The following is a 20,352-nucleotide window of genomic DNA, read 5'->3' on the forward strand; positions in this document are numbered from 1 at the left end:
GAGGAGAAAAGGTGAAGAAAATAGCAATTGTAACAGGGGCAACTCGTCTGAATGGAATTGGTGCAGCTGTATGCAAGGTGCTTGCTCAAAATGGGATAGACATTTTTTTCACGTACTGGCCTCGGTATGATAAAGCGATGCCATGGGGAATGAATGATCAAGAGCCCTTTTTGTTGAAAAAGGAAATTGAAAGTTACGGCGTTCGATGTGAAATGGCAGAAATCAACTTATCGCAGTCTTATTCGCCTAATCGTGTATTGTATATGGTATCAGAACGTTTAGGGGATCCATCTATTCTTATTAATAATGCGGCGTATTCTACTCCTACGAAAATTGAAGAGTTAGATGTAGAACAGCTAGATAAACATTATACGGTTAATGTTCGTGCTCCTATGCTATTAAGTTCATTATTTATTAAACATTTTTCACTTAAAACGAGTGGAAGTATTATAAATCTTACTTCTGGGCAGTCATTAGGCCCGATGCCAGATGAACTAGCATACGTAGCAACGAAAGGAGCAATAGAAGCATTTACAAAGTCAGTTGCACCAATTGCTATGGAGAAGGGGATTACAGTCAATGCTGTTGATCCAGGACCAACGAATACAGGATGGATTACAGAGGAATTACAGCATCATTTAGTATGGAAATTCCCGCAAGGAAGAGTTGGAGAACCGGTGGATGCGGCACGCTTAATTGCTTTTTTAGTAAGTGAAGAAGCGAAGTGGGTTACTGGGCAAGTCATTCATTCAAACGGTGGTTATTCATAAAAATATTATGTTAACAAGTGTTGAGAAATAAAAAAATTAGTAATTATTTTGTTTTTTGTATAAATAAAATGTCAAGAAAGATAAAAAATTGATAGGGGAGTATGTTGTCATTTGTAGATTGTAAATCTTCATGTGACAACATACTCTTTTTCTTTTGCTACAGAGGAGGAAAATGTAGTAGAAAAAACTCGAATATTAAAATAAATTTATCGTTTTTTGTACGTATTATTATGAAGATTACTGTCGGAAAGATGGTGATTCGTATGAAAAGGGATTTTTTAAGGGGAAATAGAATCGTAAAGAGAAGGATAAAATTGTAAACATAGGGGGATTTTTATGAAAATGAAAAAGGTCGCTATCGCATCAGTAGCAATTGGTACAATGCTTACAATGGCAGCTTGTAGTACCTCCACAGATAAAGATGCAGCGAAGAAGGATCAGGTAACTGCACAAAATGAAGAGCAATCGAAAACGACAAGTGCAGATGAAGCGTCAAAAACAACGAAAGATACTGAAAAAGACACAAATACTTCTTCGAATGAAAAAACAGATAAGGATGCAAAAAATACAAAGGAATCATCAGGAACAGAAAGTAACGGCAAAACAACAAAAGAAAAAGAAACGACAGGAAAAACGAATGATCAAACTACTAGCGGAAAAACAACAGATCAAAGTACAAGTACAAACAACAACGGAAAAACAACAGATCAAAGTACAAGTACAAACAATAACGGAAAAACAACGAAAGATCCGAAGAAAAGCGTCGCTGTGAAAACAAATGTAAAAGAAGTCGTTACATTAATTGAAAGCTTGGACAAGCAATTAGCTGCAAATCCTAAATTAGAAACAGTTAATAAACTCGGAAAACAAATTAATGAGAAGTGGGATGTCATTGAAAAAGAGTTAGAAGCATCACATCCGACTGAATATAAAACAATTGGCCAAAGTATGTATCCGTTAATTGTAGGAGCGGAGAAAGAAAAGATCGATATTAATAAAATGAAGTCATTAACGACGAAAACGAAAAAAGATTTAAATCAATTATTAACGAAGCTTTCATAGTTTCAAAAGCCTACTCGTGTGAGTAGGCCTTTTAGTTTGTTGTACATTCTCGTTGGGTGTTAAGAAATAAAGACTTCATTTAAAAGGAACATCACAATGATAAAAAAGAGTGATAACTATTAAAGATATTTTTTGATAGGAAGTCATATAAAACGCTCCCTTGTATTTATATTTGCAATTTAGTAGTTTTTAAAGTTCATTCTCTTTTTCTACAAAAATTTCATTTTGTAGAAAAAGAGAATGAATTGAGATGTACGATAAAGAGGAAGTTTATGATGAAGAAATTGCACCAGTATCGCAGAAAATCCTAGAAATATGTAAACGAGAAGAACTTCCAATGGTCGCACAATTTTATTTAGCGGAAGAGTCTCCATACAGTGGCTGTTCAACCATTATATTGTTCGTCAGCAATTGTTCAGGGAGAACATAATGAAGAAGAAGGCATTCAGCAGTTACAATCAATTGCTCAAATTATGAAATACGGAACAAATGGACTACCAGTAGTAATGACGGCAATGATTCGAAAATAAAAAAGCAGCTAACAAAAGCTAGCTGCCCGACTCTCCAAGGGGGAACAAGGAGAAAATCTAATGTCATGTATAGTATTGACGGAATATTGAATCTTATTCGAGGAGGGCTTATTTTTAAATGTAATTTAGGGTTGGTTCCAGAAAAGTGACATACCACAAAAATATAAAATTATTAAAAGGACAATTACTATGAAAGCAATTAAAGAAACTTTCTTCCATAAATTTTTCATCAGTAGACCTCCTTTATGAAGTATATTAACACTTTTCCAGAATCTGACCCAAATAATCCTTTTACTCAAAAAAAATCGCCTGTATACTAAGAGGCAATCTTTTTTGAGTTGTTTGTAATGGCTAATTACAGGTTTTAAATACTATTTAGTGTTATTTCTACTTTCCAAAACCTGCTCCATATTATTAGTCGCCCATTCCATCATTAAAAGGATAATTGGACGTAATGACTCGCCAAGTTCAGTTAACGAATATTCTACTTTAGGGGGCACTTCACGATATACCTCCCGATGTACGATGCCATCTGCTTCAAGTTCTCTAAGTTGAAGTGTTAACATTCTTTGGGTGATATTAGGTTTTAATCTTTTTAATTCATTAAATCGTTTCTTACCATCTAATAAATGATAAAGAATAACACCTTTCCATTTTCCGCCAATAACCTCGACCATAGCTTCTACTGGACAAGAATATTTATTTAAAAATGGATAATTTACATCATCTTCTTTTGAACTAATCATAAAAAGACTCTCCCTTAACAATAGTATCTTTTTTGATACTATAGCACATAAATGTGCGTACTTGTATCATTGTTACTTTGAAAATATAATTTGGTTAAATAATAATTTAATGAAAAGGGGATCTTTTATGACTAACACAAAACAAAATACAAAACAAAAAATTATTGAGGCTTTTAACTTTAGACATGCATGTAAAGAATTTGATCCTATGAAGAAAATTTCAGAAGATGATTTTAAATTTATTTTAGAAACAGGAAGATTATCCCCTTCTTCTTTTGGATATGAGCCTTGGAAATTTATTGTGGTACAAAATAAAGAATTAAGAGAAAAACTATTACCATATTCATGGGGAGCAGGTGGGCAGCTTTCAACAGCAAGTCATTTTGTCATTGTTCTTTCAAGAACCATCAAAGATATGCACTATGATGCAGAGTATATTCAGCACATGATGAAAGATATTATTGGATTGCCTGAAGAAGCCCAACAAATGAGATATGAATTCTTCAAAAAATTCCAAGAATCGGATTTTAAATTGTTAGACTCCGAACGTGCTGTATTTGATTGGTCATCAAAGCAATCTTATATTGCTTTAGCTAATATGATGACTAGTGCAGCTCAAATCGGTATTGATTCTTGTCCAATGGAAGGATTCGATAAAGAAAAAGTAGATTCTTTACTTCGTCAAGAAGGAATTTTAAAAGATGATAATCTTGAGGTATCAGTTATGGTTGCATTTGGATACCGTAAAGGAGAACCAAAATTTAATAAAACAAGACAAACTATGGATACTATTGTTGAATGGATTTAATAAGATAAATTTGTATCCATATAACGAAAAAAACGCTACCCTTTCTATAGAAAGGATAGCGTTTTTTTATGTCTGTTTTTAAATTTAGCGAGAATGCTTTGTGAATAGTTGAAGTGCTTTTTCAGGTACATAGAATTTCTCGTTGCTTTCTACAACGATGCCTCCTAATTCATAATCTTTCCCACCAATATATATAATGCTTTTATTAACAAACAATTTGGCCTCCGTATTATTGCGTTTTACTACAAGCACCGGGTTTCGTGCATCTTTTTTGTCAATCGTTACAGTTGCACCAATTTGTTTAAAGGATGTTTCAGCATCTAAGAATAATTTCTTAGATAATTCTCCTAATTGAAAGCCCATTGCTTTGGCCATTATTTTCGCAATGTCTGTATTTTGGACTAAACCGTATGGCTTTTGAGGACCGTAAGAGTATAAGAATACATCTTCACCCGTATGACCACCAGTTGTAAAACCGATGTTCGCACGGTTGGCCAATAATTTAGTAAGGATTGGACCTACATCAGCTTTCTTTTGTGCAGCTTTTAACTGTTCTTTTTCATTAGCAGTTAGGTCGTCTAAACCGTAAAGTGCAGCTATTTCTTTTGTATTAGATAAATCATCTTTTAGTTTGTTTGTAGCACCTTCAAGTGTCATTTTAGCCTTTTTCAGTGGGTCAATGTAAGTTGACACTGGTGTAGTATCATATCCTTTTGTGGTATTGCTGTTACCAATGGAAATACCGCTATTACCATGATCCGCTAAAGCAATGACCATAGTGTTACCGTCTTTCTTCGCAAATTCTAATGCTTCTGTAACTGCATCATCAAATGCCAATACATCGCTAATCATCCCGATTGGATCATTTGCATGTGCTGCCCAATCTGCCTTACTACCTTCTACAAATAAGAAGAAACCATCTTTATCTTTTGATAATGTTTGAATTGCTTTTCTCGTCATCTGGGAAAGAGTTGGCTGCTTAGGATTGGTTATTCTACGATCCATATCGAACGCAAGGGCAGTATTAGAGAAAGAACCCCAGATTTTATTTGATTTGGAGTTTAATAACGCATCTTTTGTTTCGACAAAGTCGTACCCTTTGTCTTGAATCACTTTTACTAAATCTTCGTTGTCTTTACGAATTCCGTTGCTTGTCGTAGGCTGAAGTGCTGCTTTTCCACCACCTAATACAACTTCTATATTTTGATACACTTGCTGTTCACCAAGTACTTCGAAATCTTTACGGTTAACGTGGTGGGCAGAGAAACTAGCCGGAGTAGCATGTTGAATTTCTGATGTAGCAATGATTCCTGTCGCGCGGCCGGAACGTTTTGCGCCTTCTAAGACGTTGGCAACTGGACGAAACTTGCATTCTTCTTTCACTGGTTCTAAGCCAGGTGAATTCACAACAGAAGGTAATACGCCCACGTAGCCTGAATTTGATTTATTTCCTGTCGCTAAAGCTGTGGCTGCTGGTGCAGAGTCCGTAATAGCCGATTCTGCTGAGTATGTACGAACACCTCCGGATACAATTTGATCTAGCGCAAGAGGTGAACCTTTGTACCACCGGGCTAATGTTGTAGCAGAAGAACTTGTCCCATCTATAACCATGAAAATCACATTTTTAGGTTGCTTTCCTGCTTTTTTTACCTCAGCTTTTACCTCGTTATCGTTCATTATGATTCCTGTTGCTAATGTAAATAGTGCTATCGTTCCCGCTAATGTTAGTCCCATTATTTTTTTTCGAAGAGTAGTCATTGTGGTTCCTCCATAGGTCGTTTTCGATATCCCAATCTAACGTTCGTATGTAAACAAGATTTATTATTAGTAGTACCCCATTGCAACGAAACTAACAATAACTATGGAGTCGAAAAGTTAAATTTAAGCTACTTCTTCAGCAAAATATTCTCCTCATATAAAACTTCTTTGCACCCTTAGTTACACGGTCTTTCCTATAAAAAGAATCTTCTCTTTATTTTATGGGAAACATTTAAAAAAGGATGGTGGGGACATGACAATTGATCGAGTTTGTACAATTGGGCCAGCGAGTAATAATGAAGAAACGTTAGCGCAGTTAATAAACAATGGTATGAAAATTGTTCGGTTAAATTTATCACATGGTACGCATGAAAGTCATAAAGACATCATTCGTTTAGTAAAATCGTTAGACGATTCTATTAAAATTCTAGGGGATGTACAAGGTCCTAAAATAAGATTGGGTGAAATGAAAGAGGAACAAATTACACTTGAAGCAGGGGAGTTATTTACTTTATATACCAATCCAGTGCAAGGGAATAAAGAAGAAGCAAGTGTTGATTATGTGGGGATTGCGAATGACGTAAAAGTTGGAAGTAGAATTCTTATTAATGATGGAGAAGTTGAGTTAATCGTTGAAAAGATAAGTTCGGAAAAAATAGAAACAAGAATAAAAACAGGTGGCAATATTTCCTCTCACAAAGGGGTGAACTTACCAGGTACAATTGTTAGTTTGCCAGCTATTACGGAGAAAGATAAAAAAGATATTCAATTTCTTCTAGAAGAGGAAGTTGATTTTATTGCGTGTTCTTTCGTTCGAAAACCTAGTCATATAAAGGAAATACGAAGTTTTATACATGAACATAAAGAAACTTCCCCAAATTTAATTGCAAAAATAGAAACGATGGAAGCAATCGAGAATTTTCAAGACATATGCAAAGAAGCGGATGGCATTATGATCGCAAGGGGAGATTTAGGTGTGGAATCGCCGTATCAATTTATTCCACTGTTACAAAAAATGATGATTCGTGAGTGCAATCGAACGAATACATATGTCATTACAGCGACACAAATGCTTCAATCTATGGTAGATCATTCTATTCCTACAAGAGCTGAGGTGACAGATGTATTTCAAGCTGTATTGGACGGGACGAATGCTGTTATGCTTTCTGCTGAAAGTGCGTCAGGAGAGCATCCAATCGAAAGTGTGAAAACGTTACGTCTCGTTTCGGAATTCGCTGAGCATGTAAAAAAAGACGGTCCTTTTGCGATGAAAGATGTATTGGAATTGCTGCATAAGTCTCTTTAGTTTATATAGAAGGATTTATCTCTCATCCTAAAAACGTACGGAAAGGAATCAGGATAGGAGGTGCTATTTTAGTATTTACTTACAGATTGAAAGGTGGCATTCCAGCTGCCTATATGAAAGAACCATTATGGAACATGGAGGTCTTTCGGAAATCTAAAGAAGGATTTTAAATTAATTAATCCAATTATCTCATTTAAAATATGTTCATTCCTATTCATAAATGATATCCTTATAGTTGAATACTTTTGCTGAATCAGCAAGAATTTGTTGTTCTTTCTGTATGAATTCAACTTTTTTATGGAAAGATATGTTAGTAAGTGTGCAATTTGAACGTTTTATTTTTTAGAGTATGATAGGAGGAGAATGAATATGGAAGCAATTGAAGTAGGCGAAATTTTTAGTCTTACCGATGAGAATAATGAAGAACAGGAAGTTGAAGTGCTTGGAGCGATGGATGTCGAAGGTGCAGAATACATTGCGGTTGCCTTTGTAGAAGACATTCAAACAGAAACTGAGGAAGACATTGATATCTTCTTTTTAAAAGTAGAAGAAGATAATGAATTCTCATACATAGAGAATGACGAGGAATTTGAAAAAGTATCTGCGGCGTTCGAGAAGATTATGGACGAGCAAGAACAAGAATAATAATAAAAAGAGTTAGAAAAAAGAGGGAGATGCATATCTGCCCTCTTTTTTTGTATATGGTTGAAAATTACATTTATAGAAATCAATAATTATATTATGTAAACTGAATGACTCTTTATTTCTGCACTAGAAAAACCACCCAAATGAGGGTGGCGCTTATTATATATAGTTATTAAATGTGTTATTTTCCAAGGAAGAGAGGGGAATCTTCACTTCAGTACCTTCCTTCATATTACGCAATACAACTGTTTCTGTAGATAGTTCCTCTTCACCAATTATTAGCACATACGGGATATTTTCTTTATTTGCATAATTAAGGGCACGTTTCAATTTACGTCCAGCTAGTTCAAGTTCGACTTTTAAAGAAGTAGTAGAACGCAATTGCTGGGCGATTTGTAAACATTGTAATTCTGTCCCGAGTGGAATGATAAAAAGATCTGCTGTAGATGATGTTGTTGCTTTCTGTGATAGAGCTGTATAAATGACATCTAATCCGAATGAAATACCGACTGTTGGATAGTTCATATTATCACCACGGAATGCTCCGATAATATTATCGTATCGACCACCGCTACCGATGCTAGATGTAATCGTGCCATCTTTTAGAAAGATTTCATACACAGTGCCTGTATACATTGTGAGTCCTCTTGCTAAAAACGGATTGAATATCGTATTTTCATTTATTCCGAGAGCGAGTAAGTATTGCTGTAGTTGTTGTAGTTCCTCTACTCCATCGGCGACAAGTGTATTATTGAAAGTGTCTTTAAAGTCGGCTATAGGGAGCTTTAGGCAAGATAAAACAGTATTACATATTGTATCGGCCATTTCTACAGTAATCCCGCGCTCCAATACATCTTTTCGTACACCATCAATCCCAATCTTTTCGATTTTATCCAATGATAAAATTACGTCACTCGTTAGTTCAGTAGGGATGTTAATAGACTGGAGAATACCGTTTAACAATTTTCGGTTATTATATTGGATCGTTACTTCTAAGTTTAACGTGCGGAACAGCTCAAACGCCATGCTCATGAGCTCAGCTTCTGCCATGACAGACTCTACACCGACTATATCAACGTCACATTGAATGAACTCACGGAATCTTCCTTGTTTAATTGGCCCATCTCGAAATACTTTCCCAATTTCATAGCGTTTAAAGGGTAGGCGGATGTTCGGATTCATCGCCACGACTTTTGCGAATGGAATTGTTAAATCATAACGTAAGGCAAGATCGCGTTTTCCTTGATCCTTAAGTGTATATATTTCTTTTAAAATTTCATCGCCACCACCGTACTTGTAAGACATAAGATCATACATATTTAACGTTGGTGTCTCTAACGGTTTACAGCCATAACGTTCAAACGTATCTTCACAAGCTCTTTTAATTTTATTTCGTAGTACTTGTTCCTCTGGTAAATAGTCTTTTGTCCCTTTTACATTTTTCATTTCCACCATAATCACTCCTCTTTTAAATTAAAAAAAGCTATGCGGGTATAAAAATACCCACATAGCTTTATGAACGCTTCGTGGGTTAACAGGAAAAGCCCTGTACCCACGAAGAAAAATTTTTCTTCGGATACACGGCGTTACGTATGATGATGAAGTTGGAAAGACGTATTGAAAGTACACATATGAAATCTCTCCTTAATAAGTTTTTTACAAAGTATAACAAATGATTTTTGAAATATCAATATTTTCAGTTTTGAGAGAAACATATTAATTTTACAGTACCTACAGAATGTTTTCCGTTCGTGCCATTTTAATTGCTTCTTCACGGTTGTTGACACCAAGCTTTGAGTAGAGATTTGAACAGTAATTCCGAATCGTTCCCTCCGATAAAAGCAGTTTAACGGCAATTGATTTGTAGCGTAGCCCGTTTGATAGATGCTCTAAAATTTCCATTTCGCGTTTTGTAAGTCCGTACGGGTAAGTTTGTTTAGTCAATCTGATTTTTTCTAATTGCTCACGTTGACGTTTCATTTCCTCAAAAACTCGCGTAGCAACCGATTGGTCAATCCAAGTTCCTCCGTTATAAATAAGTTTCAAAACTTCGTTCATTTCCTGTGGATGAATAGATTTCAACATGTATCCTTCAGCGCCATGCTCTAGTGCAGTTGCTGCTTGTAAGGAATCTTCAAACGTTGTCATAAGAACAATCTTCATATTAGGCCACCGTTGTTTCATTTCAAGTAAAGCTTCAATACCATTCATTTCTGGCATTTGAATATCCATTAGTACAATGTCAGGCTGTAACTGTTCACACTGTTCTAATGCTTTAAGTCCGTCTTGTGCTTTACCAACAACAGTAAAATTCGCGTGTTGTTCTAAAACTTGCTCTAAACTATTCGTAATAAGTGCCTGATCATCGACCACCAATAAGCGGATTGTGTCATGTACAAGCTCTATTTGCAATGGAATATTACAAATGATGAATGTTCCTTGCTCAGCACTAGAATGAACCGATAATGTACCGTGAAATTGTTCAAGTCGCTCCTTCATTCCACTGAGTCCAAAGCCAAATTGAATTTCTTCCATTCCAATACCGTTATCTTCAATTTGTAATCGAAGCTGTTGTCCATCGAAATGCAATTGAACAGATATAGCGCTCGCTTTACCGTGTCGAACCGCGTTTGTTAAAGATTCTTGAAGGCAACGATATAAACAAAAACTGATTTTTTGGATAACGAGAGTTTCACTACCAATTACACGGAATGTAACGGTTGTACCTGTTGATTTCATAAAGTCTTTTGTTAATTGTTGCAACGATTCACTTAATAAGTTGTTTAATGGATTATGAGATAGCTCGTGTAGATGTTTTCGGATGTCATCTAAACTATGCTGGGCAATACCGATAAGTGAATCAATCTTTTTAAACTGTGAATCTGGTACTGATGATCGTAGTGATTCGACACCGACGATGAGCGAGGTAAGCGTATGACCAATCGTGTCATGTAGCTCATGTGACAGCCGATTACGCTCTTCTATAAGGGTAAGCTCCTCAATCCTCTTAATATGTTGTTCTAGCAATAGCTTTTGCTCTTCAATAATTTGAGATTGCTTATGATACTGAATTAGTATATTAAAAGCAATGCCAATGGCAAAACCAAGACTGCAACTAACGATAAGCTCGTATGGAAGGCGGTGGGCAATCCAAGCGTTCAATGCTGGAAATACGAATCCGCAAAAAATACCAGTCCATATATAATTTTTTTGGTTGCTACATAAACCAATAATGATTACGAGTAGAACGAAAGACCAAAGTAATTTCGGAGCTACGTATGCTAAATAAAGATAGAAGCAGCCCGCGGCGATAATATCGACTGCAGGGTACCAGCCTTTTTTTTTATAACGGATCATTAATGGACCAAGATAAACGACGAAAGCAAGAGAAAGCACAATCAAAACTGACGTATTAATTAATGGTGGAAATATAAAATTAGCACCGATAATAACGAATAGCCAAAACGTTCGTACTAATATAAATATCCAATCGTACCAAAACCATTTTTTTGTGAATGAGAACATAAATTATGCACACCTACTTGTATTTTTGGAGTAATTATCTAGCGATTCAGACTTATCATGTAACATAACTTTCAATTCGTCAATAGAAAGAAGGGGAGAAGATTAGAAGCACAGTCTGTAAAGTATGTCATATGAGACAGTTGACAATTTATCACATGAATCATGTGACAGACTTGCGGACAGTGTCATGAAAAAATTAAATCATTTCGTCACTATTCTATTTAACAATATCGGAGTTAAGGTGAGTGTGTGAAGCAATAGAAAAATTCAAAACAATAGGAGCGATGCATTATGAAATCATTCATCATTAAAAAAGGAACTGCACTTACCTTAACAGCAACTATATTAGTTGGAGCGCTAGCAATACCTTCTTATGGAAACATACAAGCGGTGAATAAAAAGACATCAACCGAGCAAGCTGTCGATAAAGCTGCCGATACGAAAAATATTCCAGGGGTCATTGTTACTGTGAAAAATGGAGAGGCAAGTTGGTCATATGCTTCAGGTGAAGGGAATATTGAGAGAAATCATAAAGTAGATGCTGATTCTGCTTTTAGAATCGGGAGCACAACGAAGTCGTTTGTGGCTACAGTAATGTTGCAGCTTGCGGGAGAGAAGAAGCTAAGTCTTGATGATACGGTAGAGAAATGGTTGCCAGGACTTATAAAAGGGAAAGGCTATGATGGTAACAAAATTACAATTCGTCAATTATTAAATCATACAAGCGGAATTGCAGATTACTTGACTCCAGATCTTAAAGCGAAATTAATAGAGAATCCAAGTGAGAATTATAGATCGGAACAATTAATTTCCCGTGCCTTAGAATTAGAACCGGTAAAAGGCTGGTCATACTCGAATACGAATATGGTTATTGTAGGATTGATTATTCAGAAGATAACAGGGGAATCACATGCCGAGCAGATAAAAAAACGAATTATTGAACCTCTTAGTTTAAAAGAAACGGTCCTTCCTGGAAGTTCGATGGATATTCCGAAAAAAAATGCCCGTGGCTACTTGAATACGGGAGATAAATTAGTAGATATTACTTTGTTTAATCCATCATTTGCTAATGCTAGTGGTGAAATGATTTCGACAGGAGAAGATATGACAACGTTCTTCCATGCCTTATTAAGTGGTAAACTACTGACACCGGAGATACAGAAGGAAATGGTGACTAACACAGTTGATACCCCATTAGGAAAGTATGGGCTTGGCATTCACGCAACAAAATTGCCAGACGGTACTGAAGTATGGGGACATGGTGGTGGTATTCCTGGTTTTACTAACTTTGCTGGTGGAACGGAAGATGGTCAACATGTTATCTCGATAAACATTAATGTATTAGGAGCGGAAAAACAGATTAGCAATATTTTAGCTTCAGAATTTGCAGCAAAATCAAAAAAGGAACCTACGGATAAGGAAAAGAAAAGTAAGCATAGAGAAGAAGTTAAATACGTAATGGATCGAGTAGTAACGAATAAAAAAATCCCAAGTGTTATAGCTGGCGGATTAAAGGATGGAAAACGGTGGTCTTACGCTACAGGGACGGCAAGTTATGAAATACCACGCCCAGTGGAACCGAATTTTTCATTCCGTATCGGAAGTATCACTAAGGCATTCACAGCTTCTGTTGTACTGCAATTGGCTGAAGAGAAACAATTAAACCTTGATGATTCAGTCGAAAAATGGTTGCCAGGAGTCGTACAGGGTAACGGATATGATGGAAATAAAATTACAATTCGTCAGTTGTTGAATCATACAAGTGGAATTGCAACCAATATAGATAAGGATATGCGAGATTTTACACTGCCCCAAAACCCATTTCGTTACTATAGTACCGATGAACTTATCAGTTTAGCACTTGCAAAGCCGCCTGTATTTGCACCAGGGGAGGGCTGGGACTATTCGAACACAAATACTGTTATAGCTGGGAAGATTATTCAAAAGGTAACAGGAGATACGTATGCGAAGCAAATTAGAAAAAGATTCATTGAGCCACTGGGGTTAAAAGAGACATTCGTAATGGAAGCAAGTTCGCACATACCAGGTGAACATGCTAATGGGTATAATATGGACAGATCGGGTCGTTTATATGATTTGACAGAAATAAATCAGTCATGGGCGAATGCAGCTGGAGATATGGTTTCAACAGTGAAAGATTTGACTACCTTCTTCAGTGCACTGTTGGGCGGAAAGCTTCTAAATCAAGAGCTAATGGATCAGATGTTCAAAACAGTAGATTCACCTATAGGTAAGGTTGGACTAGGAATTTATGAAGAAAAAACACCGGACGGACAATCATATTGGGGGCATGCTGGTGGGACTTATGGATTTGAAACGAGGGTCGGTGGACCAATTGGAGGAGAGCATATTTTAGTAACTGCTATCAATGCAGTAGGTCCGGAGGTTATTGAGGGGAGGGATAAAATATTTAATAATGAGTTTGGACGTTAAATGTAAAACCGACATCAAGCCTTTTATTTGAAGGTGAGAGTCGGTTTTCTTTTTGCTCTCTTAGTACCTTTAAGTTGAGGATGTTTAGAGTCAAAATCTAATAATTAAAGTTTTACTTTAAATTGAACAATATGTGAAGTTTTGTAGGAGAATTTGAAAAAGGTGTATAATAAAAGGAAAATTAATGATATGAAATAAATTTCTATGTATTAAAAGGAGAGCGTCATGAAAAAAGATAAAACAAATGCGATGCGAATATTAGATAGAGAAAAAATTGAATATTCGATGATGTCATATGATCCGGACGATGGGAAAATTGATGGCGTATCAGTTGCTGGGAAAATTGGTAGAGAAGTGAGAGAAGTATATAAAACACTTGTCGCTCAAGGGAATAGTAAGGATTATCATGTGTTCATTATCCCAGTAGATGAGGAACTAAATTTAAAAGCAGCCGCAAAGGCGGTCGGTGAAAAGAAGATAGAAATGATTCCTGTTAAAGATATTACGAAAGTTTCAGGGTATATTCGCGGTGGTTGTTCACCAGTAGGAATGAAGAAATTATTTTCTACATGTATTGATGAAAGTGCCCAATCACTTGAAACAATCATTGTAAGCGGCGGGAAAATCGGCGTGCAAATTGAGCTTAAAGTTGAAGATTTGATGAAAGTGACGAGAGCGCAGTTTGGAGAAGTAACGAAATAAATAGTGAAATTAAAAGGGATATAGAATCCTTACATATTTGAAAAAAGAAGTGCTAGTAAACCAGTGAATTTGAAATACAATCCTTATTAAGGCTTACTTTCTAAAGAACACTTTAATTTAAATCCCACAGCATATTTATAATATGTTGTGGGATTTTTCTATTTGAACCTCTAAAATTGAACAACTTCATTATTTTTAAAATAACGTGTATTGAAGGGAAAAGATAAAACTTTTAGTAGGTATAACGTTATATCACTTCAAAGAGAACTCATTGTACGCCATATTTTTGATAAATGAACTAATTATAGTTTAGTACATGAATTTCAAGTTTTAACGTTTTAATACATCGAAAAACAATTATTTTCATTTTTATACTATTAAAAAACGAACATTTTTATAGATTTAAATAAAAATGTTCATATTTTTGTTGTTTATTCACTAATAGTTTGTTATATTATCAATATAATAATTTTAAATAACATCACTCGTATATACTCGGTAATATGGTCCGAGCGTTTCTACCTAGTTCCCAATGAAAGAACTGGACTACGGGTTAAAGTATTCGGCCGTGCTATTTCATGAGCGCTACCGATCTATAATTTGGCATTTGTTTTATCTTTTGCTTAATTAACTTTGACTACCGTAGTTCTAGAAAGTAGAGATTCTTCTACAATTTCTAGAACTTTTTTGTTTGGACCAAAAGCATCGAGTATAGAAAACAACAAGAGAAAGAGGAGATTATTTATGAAGAAGAATACGTTGAAAAAATGTGCTGCCCTAGTAACTACTGTTGCATTGTCATTCTCAATACTTGCGGGATGTAATGTGACTCCAAAACAAGTTGAGGCAAAAAGCAATCAAAACCCTATCTTAATTCAAGGCCCAATGCCAATAGAAGCTGAAAAATTTGCAAAAAGGTTAAAAAATGTGAAAGAAGAAAAATCTGGGAGTTTCGTATTTTATAAAGGAACTGTAGACAATTATCCTGTAATCGTTGCGAAAACAGGTAAAGGAATGGAAAATACAGCAGCCGCTACAGCAGTGGCTATTGAAAAATATAAGCCTATAGCGATTATTAACCAAGGAACATCAGGTGGACATGATCCTAATTTAAATGTATTTGATATTGTGTTAGGAAAACAAGTCGCGAATATAGGTTCACTAAAAACAACAAATATGAATGAGAACCAAGGAATTGAACCGGAAAAATGGATATCTATGGACCTGATGGCTTCTGAAGGGAGTGCAGGAGAAGATCCAAATGCTGAGAAAATCCGATACTACGAGGGAGATAAGGATTTACTTGCAGCAGCTAATGCAGTAAAAGATAAATATACAAAAGGTAAAGTGGTCGAAGGTACTATAGGTTCAGCAGACGTTTGGAATAATGAAGTTGATAGAATTAAATGGTTCCATACAAAATACGGTACATCTGTAGAAGAAATGGAAGGCGCAGCAGCAGCGCAAATCGCAAAAGCTTATGACGTACCATTTTTAGGGATTCGAGTATTATCTAACAATAAAACAAACGGCGGAAAATACAATCCAAATACAGCGGCGGCAAATCAAGAATATGTATATGAAGTAGTTAAAAAGTATATAGATTCGATACCAAATAAATAGTAGTAGTTCTGTCTCAATATAAAAATGTTATCATTACTGCACAATGTGTTGTGAACTCAGAATTACCAAAGTTTCTTTAATTAAAATAGATTGGTGCCTTACATGGTATCCAATCTATTTTTGTACTTATTCTACAGAGGAAGAAGGGTTTTACACAAAAAATAAAGACAGTTATAGAAAAAAGAAAAGTCGAACGATTTATCAAATATGCATAATTGCATAAAAAAATTGAAATTTATAAGTTAACATTAAACTACTTTTTAATTGTAAAGAATATTTTAATAATCTTTACTAGAGAAGGATATTCCTTGTGAAAAGTAGATAAACAAAAAGTATGGAAATAATACAGACTCAATAGAGTTTTGTATTAAATAAAAAGAAAAGGATGGGTATGGCTTTCTAAAAGTTTTTGGGGGCTAGAAAGCATTTTTTAGTTAATAGCTTCAAATTATATTTTAAAGGGGAAATGGGTATATGAAGTTTAGAAATACAAGGCTTGCTATGGTTACACTATCTTCATTTTTTATTTTAGGTACTGCATCTCTATCATTCACAGATATCATACACGGTGAAGTAGCTTCTGCATCACCACAAGAGATTATTGTAAAAAGCTATGACGATACATATTATAATAATGCAATAGGAAAAATGGGTTTAGAATTAAAGAAGGAACTTCATAATATTATTGATGATCATACAAAGTTATCATACAGTGCGGTTTGGGAAGCATTAAGAGATACTGATGAAGATCCAAATAATAAAAACAATGTGCTACTCTTATATACTGGGCGTTCGCAAGGGAAACTTACGAATGGTTCAGGAGTTGATAATTGGAACCGAGAGCATGTTTGGGCAAAATCTCACGGTGATTTTGGAACGACTGCAGGAGCTGGAACAGATTTGCATCATTTAAGAGCGACGGATGTATCTGTAAATAGCTCACGTGGAAATCTGGATTTTGATAATGGTGGTGTGAATCATTCAGAAGCGACAGAATGTAAGTACGATAGTGATTCTTGGGAACCTCGTGATAGTGTAAAAGGAGATATCGCTAGAATGCTATTTTACATGGCTGTTCGTTATGAAGGAGACAACGGCGAAATAGACTTAGAATTAAATGAAAAGGTGAATAACAATAAAGATCCATACATGGGTAAACTATCCGTTTTACTAAAATGGAATGAACAAGACCCTGTCGATGATTTAGAGCGAAAGCGTAATGAAGTGATTTTTACGAAATATCAACATAATCGTAATCCTTTTATTGATCATCCAGAATGGGTAAATAAAATTTGGAATTAAAATATTTAAGGGTATTTTGCTTTGAGAGAAGGGATTGATCACTATGATCAATCCCTGTTTATATCTATACTAGAATAAGTGATTTTTATAGGATTGGAGAATAGAATAGATATTTTATTAAGTTAAGTATAATATGATTCTTTTAATACGGTCCCCACTCAATATTCACGCCAACAATAAGAAAAATAAGTCCAATGATAAACCAAATGAATGCAAGTGGAGCCATGAAGCGAATCCATTTTCCATAAGAAATGCCGCTCGCTGCGAGAACGCCCATTAAAACACCGGAAGTTGGATTGAGGCAGTTCACTACACCTTCTCCAAGCATAACAGCCTGTACTGTAACTTGGCGTGTAATATGCATGAAATCGGCTAATGGAGCTAATATCGGAATGAAAATAACAGATTCTCCTGTCCCGGATGAAATGAGGAAATGTAATGCGGCACTACTTACATACATGCCGAGAACGCCAAATACAGGGCTATGTCCTTCGAGAGACTGTGCGAGTTGATTAACGATTGTATCAAGTAATTTGCCTTGTTCTAAAATGACTGAAATACAACGAGCCATTCCGACGATCAAAGCACCGTATATGAGATTTTGGCAGCCTGCTAGAAAAGTAGAAGCGATATCGTTTGCTTTCATACCACCTATTATTCCCGCTGTAATTGCTATGAATATAAAAGTAGCGGTCATTTCTGCGTCCGTCCAATGTAGACGAAAAGCGCCTATTAAAAATGCAATTAATGATAAAGCTGAAACGAGTAAAATTAATTTATGACGTATTGTCCAAGGAACTTCTGTTTTCTCTGTTTCTTTCTCACTTGAAAGAGCATTACTTGGAAACCAGTTATCTCCGAGTATGCTTCCTTTATTCGATTTTTTTAAGCGTTTTACATACCAATTAATATACAAAACGGTAGCAATTAAAAAAGAGATATAAATTGCCGTACGTAAACCAATTCCTGAAAACATCGGGAGTTCTGCGATTTTTTGTGAAATGCCTAAAGGTGAGGGAGATAAAATAGTAGCATTAAAACCAGCATAAGTGCCTAAATAAATAATTGCTACGCCGACGATAGCGTCCCATTTTAATGTGCGTGCAACGATGATGCCGATGGGGATAAAGCCGATAACTGAGTTCACGATAATACCAGTCGTTCCGAGAATAGAAAAGAGTGCGGCGACAATGCAAATGAAAAGTAATTGCTGATTCCGAAATTTGTTAATTACATGATAGATTAAACCGTCAAGAGCACCTGTTTTTTCAAGAATTGCAATGGCTCCACCTGTAAATAAAATTAAGAAGATGATAGGAGCAGCAAGTGTCATTCCTTTTTCAATAGCGGTAAAAAAAGAAACAAACCCTACCGGCGATTGTGGAACAGAATGATAACTTCCTGGTATTGTCGTTGTAACAGTACCGTTTGTGACTCTTTTAAATTCTCCAGCAGGAACGAAATATGTAGCTATTGCACAAAGTAAAGCAATAAAAAATAGTAGTACGTACGCGTCAGGCATTTTAAACTTTCGTTTACTAGGCTGTTTTTTTGCCTCGGTCTGTAATTGCATAAAACCCCTCCTTTTTCACTTGGTTAATTTTTAATATTCTGAAATTTATCCGTGGAATAGATTATAATAAAGGTGGCTTCTTAAGGCAATAGTTTTTCTGTCCTTTTCTTACACATACAAATTGTTGCAGCATTAGACAGGGAAACGAAAAAAATCCAAGAATATGTAATATAAAAGGAAAAGAAAAGAGGGAAAGAGATGTGGAAAACTACGGATCTATGTGATGAATTTGAAAAGGAATTACAAATATGTCGCCAGTCTTTTCGGTCTTTCGGGAAGAAAAAACAATTCTATGGGAAAATCGCAACGGTAAAAGTGAAGGATGATAATGTACTAGTAAAAGAGGGGTTACAAACACTGCCGGAAGGTACAGTATTAGTTGTTGATGGCGGAGCTTCTAAAAATTGTGCGTTACTCGGCGATAATTTGGCAGCTATTGCGGAAGAAAGAAAGTTGGCAGGGATTATTGTAAATGGATATGTTCGCGATTCTAGTGAATTAAAAAATATTAATATTGGTATTGTAGCGTTAGGGACGATGCCAAATAGAAGTGTAAAAGAAGGAAAAGGAGAGCGAAATATTTCATTGCAATTTGGTGAAGTTGAATGGAAACCGAATAAATATGTTTATGTAGATGAAGATGGAATTATTGTTAGTGATAAAAGCTTACATAGTGAGGGTAACTAACTGTTACGATTTATTTAACCAATTATAACTAAAGTTAATTAAATATATAAGTAAGCCCTGCTAGTCAAGTGTCGGAATTAACAGGGTTGCATCCTAGTAGTCTTAGGAGAATGCACAAAAGCTTTGAATTAGCACCTGAAAAGGTGACTGCTGGTGGAACACGCTACTATTCAGAAGAACAAATCTTTCATTATCTAAAAGGGGAGCGCCCAAATAATCGCACAGTAATTGGCTAAAGACCAAACAGATAATTAAGGAGTTGACTTCTGATGATATTGGCGAAGAAAGTCAGACTGATTCCAACGCCTGAACAAGAAAAAGTGCTTAGAAATCATGCTGGAGCTTCAAGATTCGCTTATAACTACTGTAAAAGAATGAGTGATAGATACTATAAGCTATTTGGAAAATCTGTTTCACAGTTAGATTTACAGAAACGATTTACAAAGATCAAGAAGCGAAAGAGATATGAGTGGTTAAATGACATCAACGCACAAGTTCCCAAACAGGCTTCAAAAGATTTTGATAAGGCGAGAAGAAATTCGTTCGAAAAGTACAAAAATGGTTATCACACTTCTTATAAATCCAAAAAAGATTTAATTCAAGGATTTTATGCCAATTATGAAAGACTGATTATAGGAAAGAAAGTAGTTGATATTCAGTCTATTGGAGAAGTGAAAACAAGCCAACAACTACCAAGAAACAAAAAACCATCAAATCCAAGAGTTACATTTGATGGTCGTCACTGGTGGATTAGTGTAGGGTTCCAAGAAGACTTTGAATCACAAGAACTAACCAATGAGTCGATTGGTGTGGATGTTGGTTTAAAAGAGCTGTTTGTGGCTTCTAATGGTACGAAAGAAC

Annotated in this window: 17 protein-coding genes, 1 pseudogene and 1 riboswitch; of the genes and pseudogenes, 13 read left to right on the top strand and 5 right to left on the bottom strand. The window is 35.5% G+C overall.

Annotated elements, in window-relative coordinates:
- Window positions 1-11: 11 nt before the first annotated feature.
- From B5P40_RS27110 to B5P40_RS32970, 3 genes are all read left to right on the top strand, one after another.
- Complete coding sequence (locus tag B5P40_RS27110; protein ID WP_002185366.1) at window positions 12-770, top strand: SDR family oxidoreductase; 759 nt, start codon at window positions 12-14, stop codon at window positions 768-770.
- Window positions 771-1,106: 336 nt separating this feature from the next.
- Entirely contained in the window at window positions 1,107-1,832 is a 726-nt protein-coding gene (locus B5P40_RS27115; protein ID WP_002190184.1) for a hypothetical protein, read from the top strand.
- Window positions 1,833-2,209: 377 nt separating this feature from the next.
- Window positions 2,210-2,362, top strand: a complete 153-nt coding sequence (locus B5P40_RS32970) for a hypothetical protein (RefSeq protein ID WP_002033270.1) — start codon at window positions 2,210-2,212, stop codon at window positions 2,360-2,362.
- Between the two features lie 371 nt (window positions 2,363-2,733).
- On the opposite strand, the gene B5P40_RS27125 is transcribed toward B5P40_RS32970, so the two are convergent.
- A complete protein-coding gene (locus B5P40_RS27125; RefSeq protein ID WP_002013973.1) occupies window positions 2,734-3,108 on the bottom strand; it encodes a winged helix-turn-helix transcriptional regulator in 375 nt (124 codons plus the stop codon).
- 127 nt (window positions 3,109-3,235) lie between these two features.
- Between B5P40_RS27125 and B5P40_RS27130 the strand changes: the two genes are divergently transcribed.
- Window positions 3,236-3,916, top strand: coding sequence for an NAD(P)H-dependent oxidoreductase (locus B5P40_RS27130; RefSeq protein ID WP_061674355.1), 681 nt, complete (start codon window positions 3,236-3,238; stop codon window positions 3,914-3,916).
- Between the two features lie 84 nt (window positions 3,917-4,000).
- Here B5P40_RS27130 and B5P40_RS27135 read toward each other — a convergent pair whose 3' ends face one another.
- Entirely contained in the window at window positions 4,001-5,674 is a 1,674-nt protein-coding gene (locus B5P40_RS27135; protein WP_113710214.1) for an alkaline phosphatase, read from the bottom strand.
- A 253-nt stretch (window positions 5,675-5,927) separates the two neighbouring features.
- Between B5P40_RS27135 and B5P40_RS27140 the strand changes: the two genes are divergently transcribed.
- Both B5P40_RS27140 and B5P40_RS27145 read left to right on the top strand, forming a co-directional pair.
- Window positions 5,928-6,980: a pyruvate kinase gene (locus B5P40_RS27140; protein ID WP_113710215.1), complete on the top strand. Its 1,053-nt coding sequence runs from the start codon at window positions 5,928-5,930 to the stop codon at window positions 6,978-6,980.
- Window positions 6,981-7,343: 363 nt separating this feature from the next.
- Window positions 7,344-7,625 carry a DUF1292 domain-containing protein gene (locus tag B5P40_RS27145; protein WP_002013967.1) on the top strand — a complete coding sequence of 94 codons (282 nt, stop codon included), beginning with the start codon at window positions 7,344-7,346 and terminating at the stop codon, window positions 7,623-7,625.
- A 159-nt stretch (window positions 7,626-7,784) separates the two neighbouring features.
- Here the strand turns inward: B5P40_RS27145 and B5P40_RS27150 are convergent, their stop codons facing one another.
- On the bottom strand, window positions 7,785-9,080 hold the full coding sequence (locus B5P40_RS27150; protein ID WP_113710216.1) for a histidine--tRNA ligase: 1,296 nt from the start codon (window positions 9,078-9,080) through the stop codon (window positions 7,785-7,787).
- Window positions 9,081-9,356: 276 nt separating this feature from the next.
- The gene (locus B5P40_RS27155) at window positions 9,357-11,150 is read right to left on the bottom strand and encodes a helix-turn-helix transcriptional regulator (RefSeq protein ID WP_113710217.1); all 1,794 of its coding nucleotides are present in this window, start codon (window positions 11,148-11,150) and stop codon (window positions 9,357-9,359) included.
- Between the two features lie 291 nt (window positions 11,151-11,441).
- On the opposite strand from B5P40_RS27155, the gene B5P40_RS27160 reads away from it, so the two are divergent.
- From B5P40_RS27160 to B5P40_RS27175, 4 genes are all read left to right on the top strand, one after another.
- Entirely contained in the window at window positions 11,442-13,604 is a 2,163-nt protein-coding gene (locus B5P40_RS27160; protein WP_113710218.1) for a serine hydrolase domain-containing protein, read from the top strand.
- A gap of 225 nt (window positions 13,605-13,829) precedes the next feature.
- Window positions 13,830-14,306: a Cys-tRNA(Pro) deacylase gene (gene ybaK / locus B5P40_RS27165; RefSeq protein WP_113710219.1), complete on the top strand. Its 477-nt coding sequence runs from the start codon at window positions 13,830-13,832 to the stop codon at window positions 14,304-14,306.
- 465 nt (window positions 14,307-14,771) lie between these two features.
- Window positions 14,772-14,875: riboswitch (purine riboswitch) on the top strand.
- A gap of 175 nt (window positions 14,876-15,050) precedes the next feature.
- The gene (locus B5P40_RS27170; protein ID WP_113710220.1) at window positions 15,051-15,929 is read left to right on the top strand and encodes a 5'-methylthioadenosine/S-adenosylhomocysteine nucleosidase; all 879 of its coding nucleotides are present in this window, start codon (window positions 15,051-15,053) and stop codon (window positions 15,927-15,929) included.
- A gap of 474 nt (window positions 15,930-16,403) precedes the next feature.
- Entirely contained in the window at window positions 16,404-17,231 is an 828-nt protein-coding gene (locus B5P40_RS27175) for an endonuclease I family protein (RefSeq protein WP_002033283.1), read from the top strand.
- A 142-nt stretch (window positions 17,232-17,373) separates the two neighbouring features.
- Here B5P40_RS27175 and B5P40_RS27180 read toward each other — a convergent pair whose 3' ends face one another.
- On the bottom strand, window positions 17,374-18,804 hold the full coding sequence (locus B5P40_RS27180; protein WP_113710221.1) for a YfcC family protein: 1,431 nt from the start codon (window positions 18,802-18,804) through the stop codon (window positions 17,374-17,376).
- 198 nt (window positions 18,805-19,002) lie between these two features.
- Between B5P40_RS27180 and rraA the strand changes: the two genes are divergently transcribed.
- The 3 genes and pseudogenes from rraA to B5P40_RS27195 all read left to right on the top strand — a co-directional run.
- Window positions 19,003-19,491, top strand: a complete 489-nt coding sequence (gene rraA, locus B5P40_RS27185; protein ID WP_113710222.1) for a ribonuclease E activity regulator RraA — start codon at window positions 19,003-19,005, stop codon at window positions 19,489-19,491.
- 68 nt (window positions 19,492-19,559) lie between these two features.
- A pseudogene (locus B5P40_RS27190) lies at window positions 19,560-19,724 on the top strand (MerR family transcriptional regulator); the annotation flags it as partial.
- Window positions 19,725-19,760: 36 nt separating this feature from the next.
- The coding region (locus B5P40_RS27195; protein ID WP_142936374.1) for an RNA-guided endonuclease InsQ/TnpB family protein at window positions 19,761-20,352 on the top strand (592 nt) is incomplete at its 3' end.

The organism is Bacillus sp. SRB_8 (assembly GCF_003264205.1).
In the GTDB taxonomy this organism is placed as follows: Bacteria; Bacillota; Bacilli; order Bacillales; family Bacillaceae_G; genus Bacillus_A; species Bacillus_A mycoides.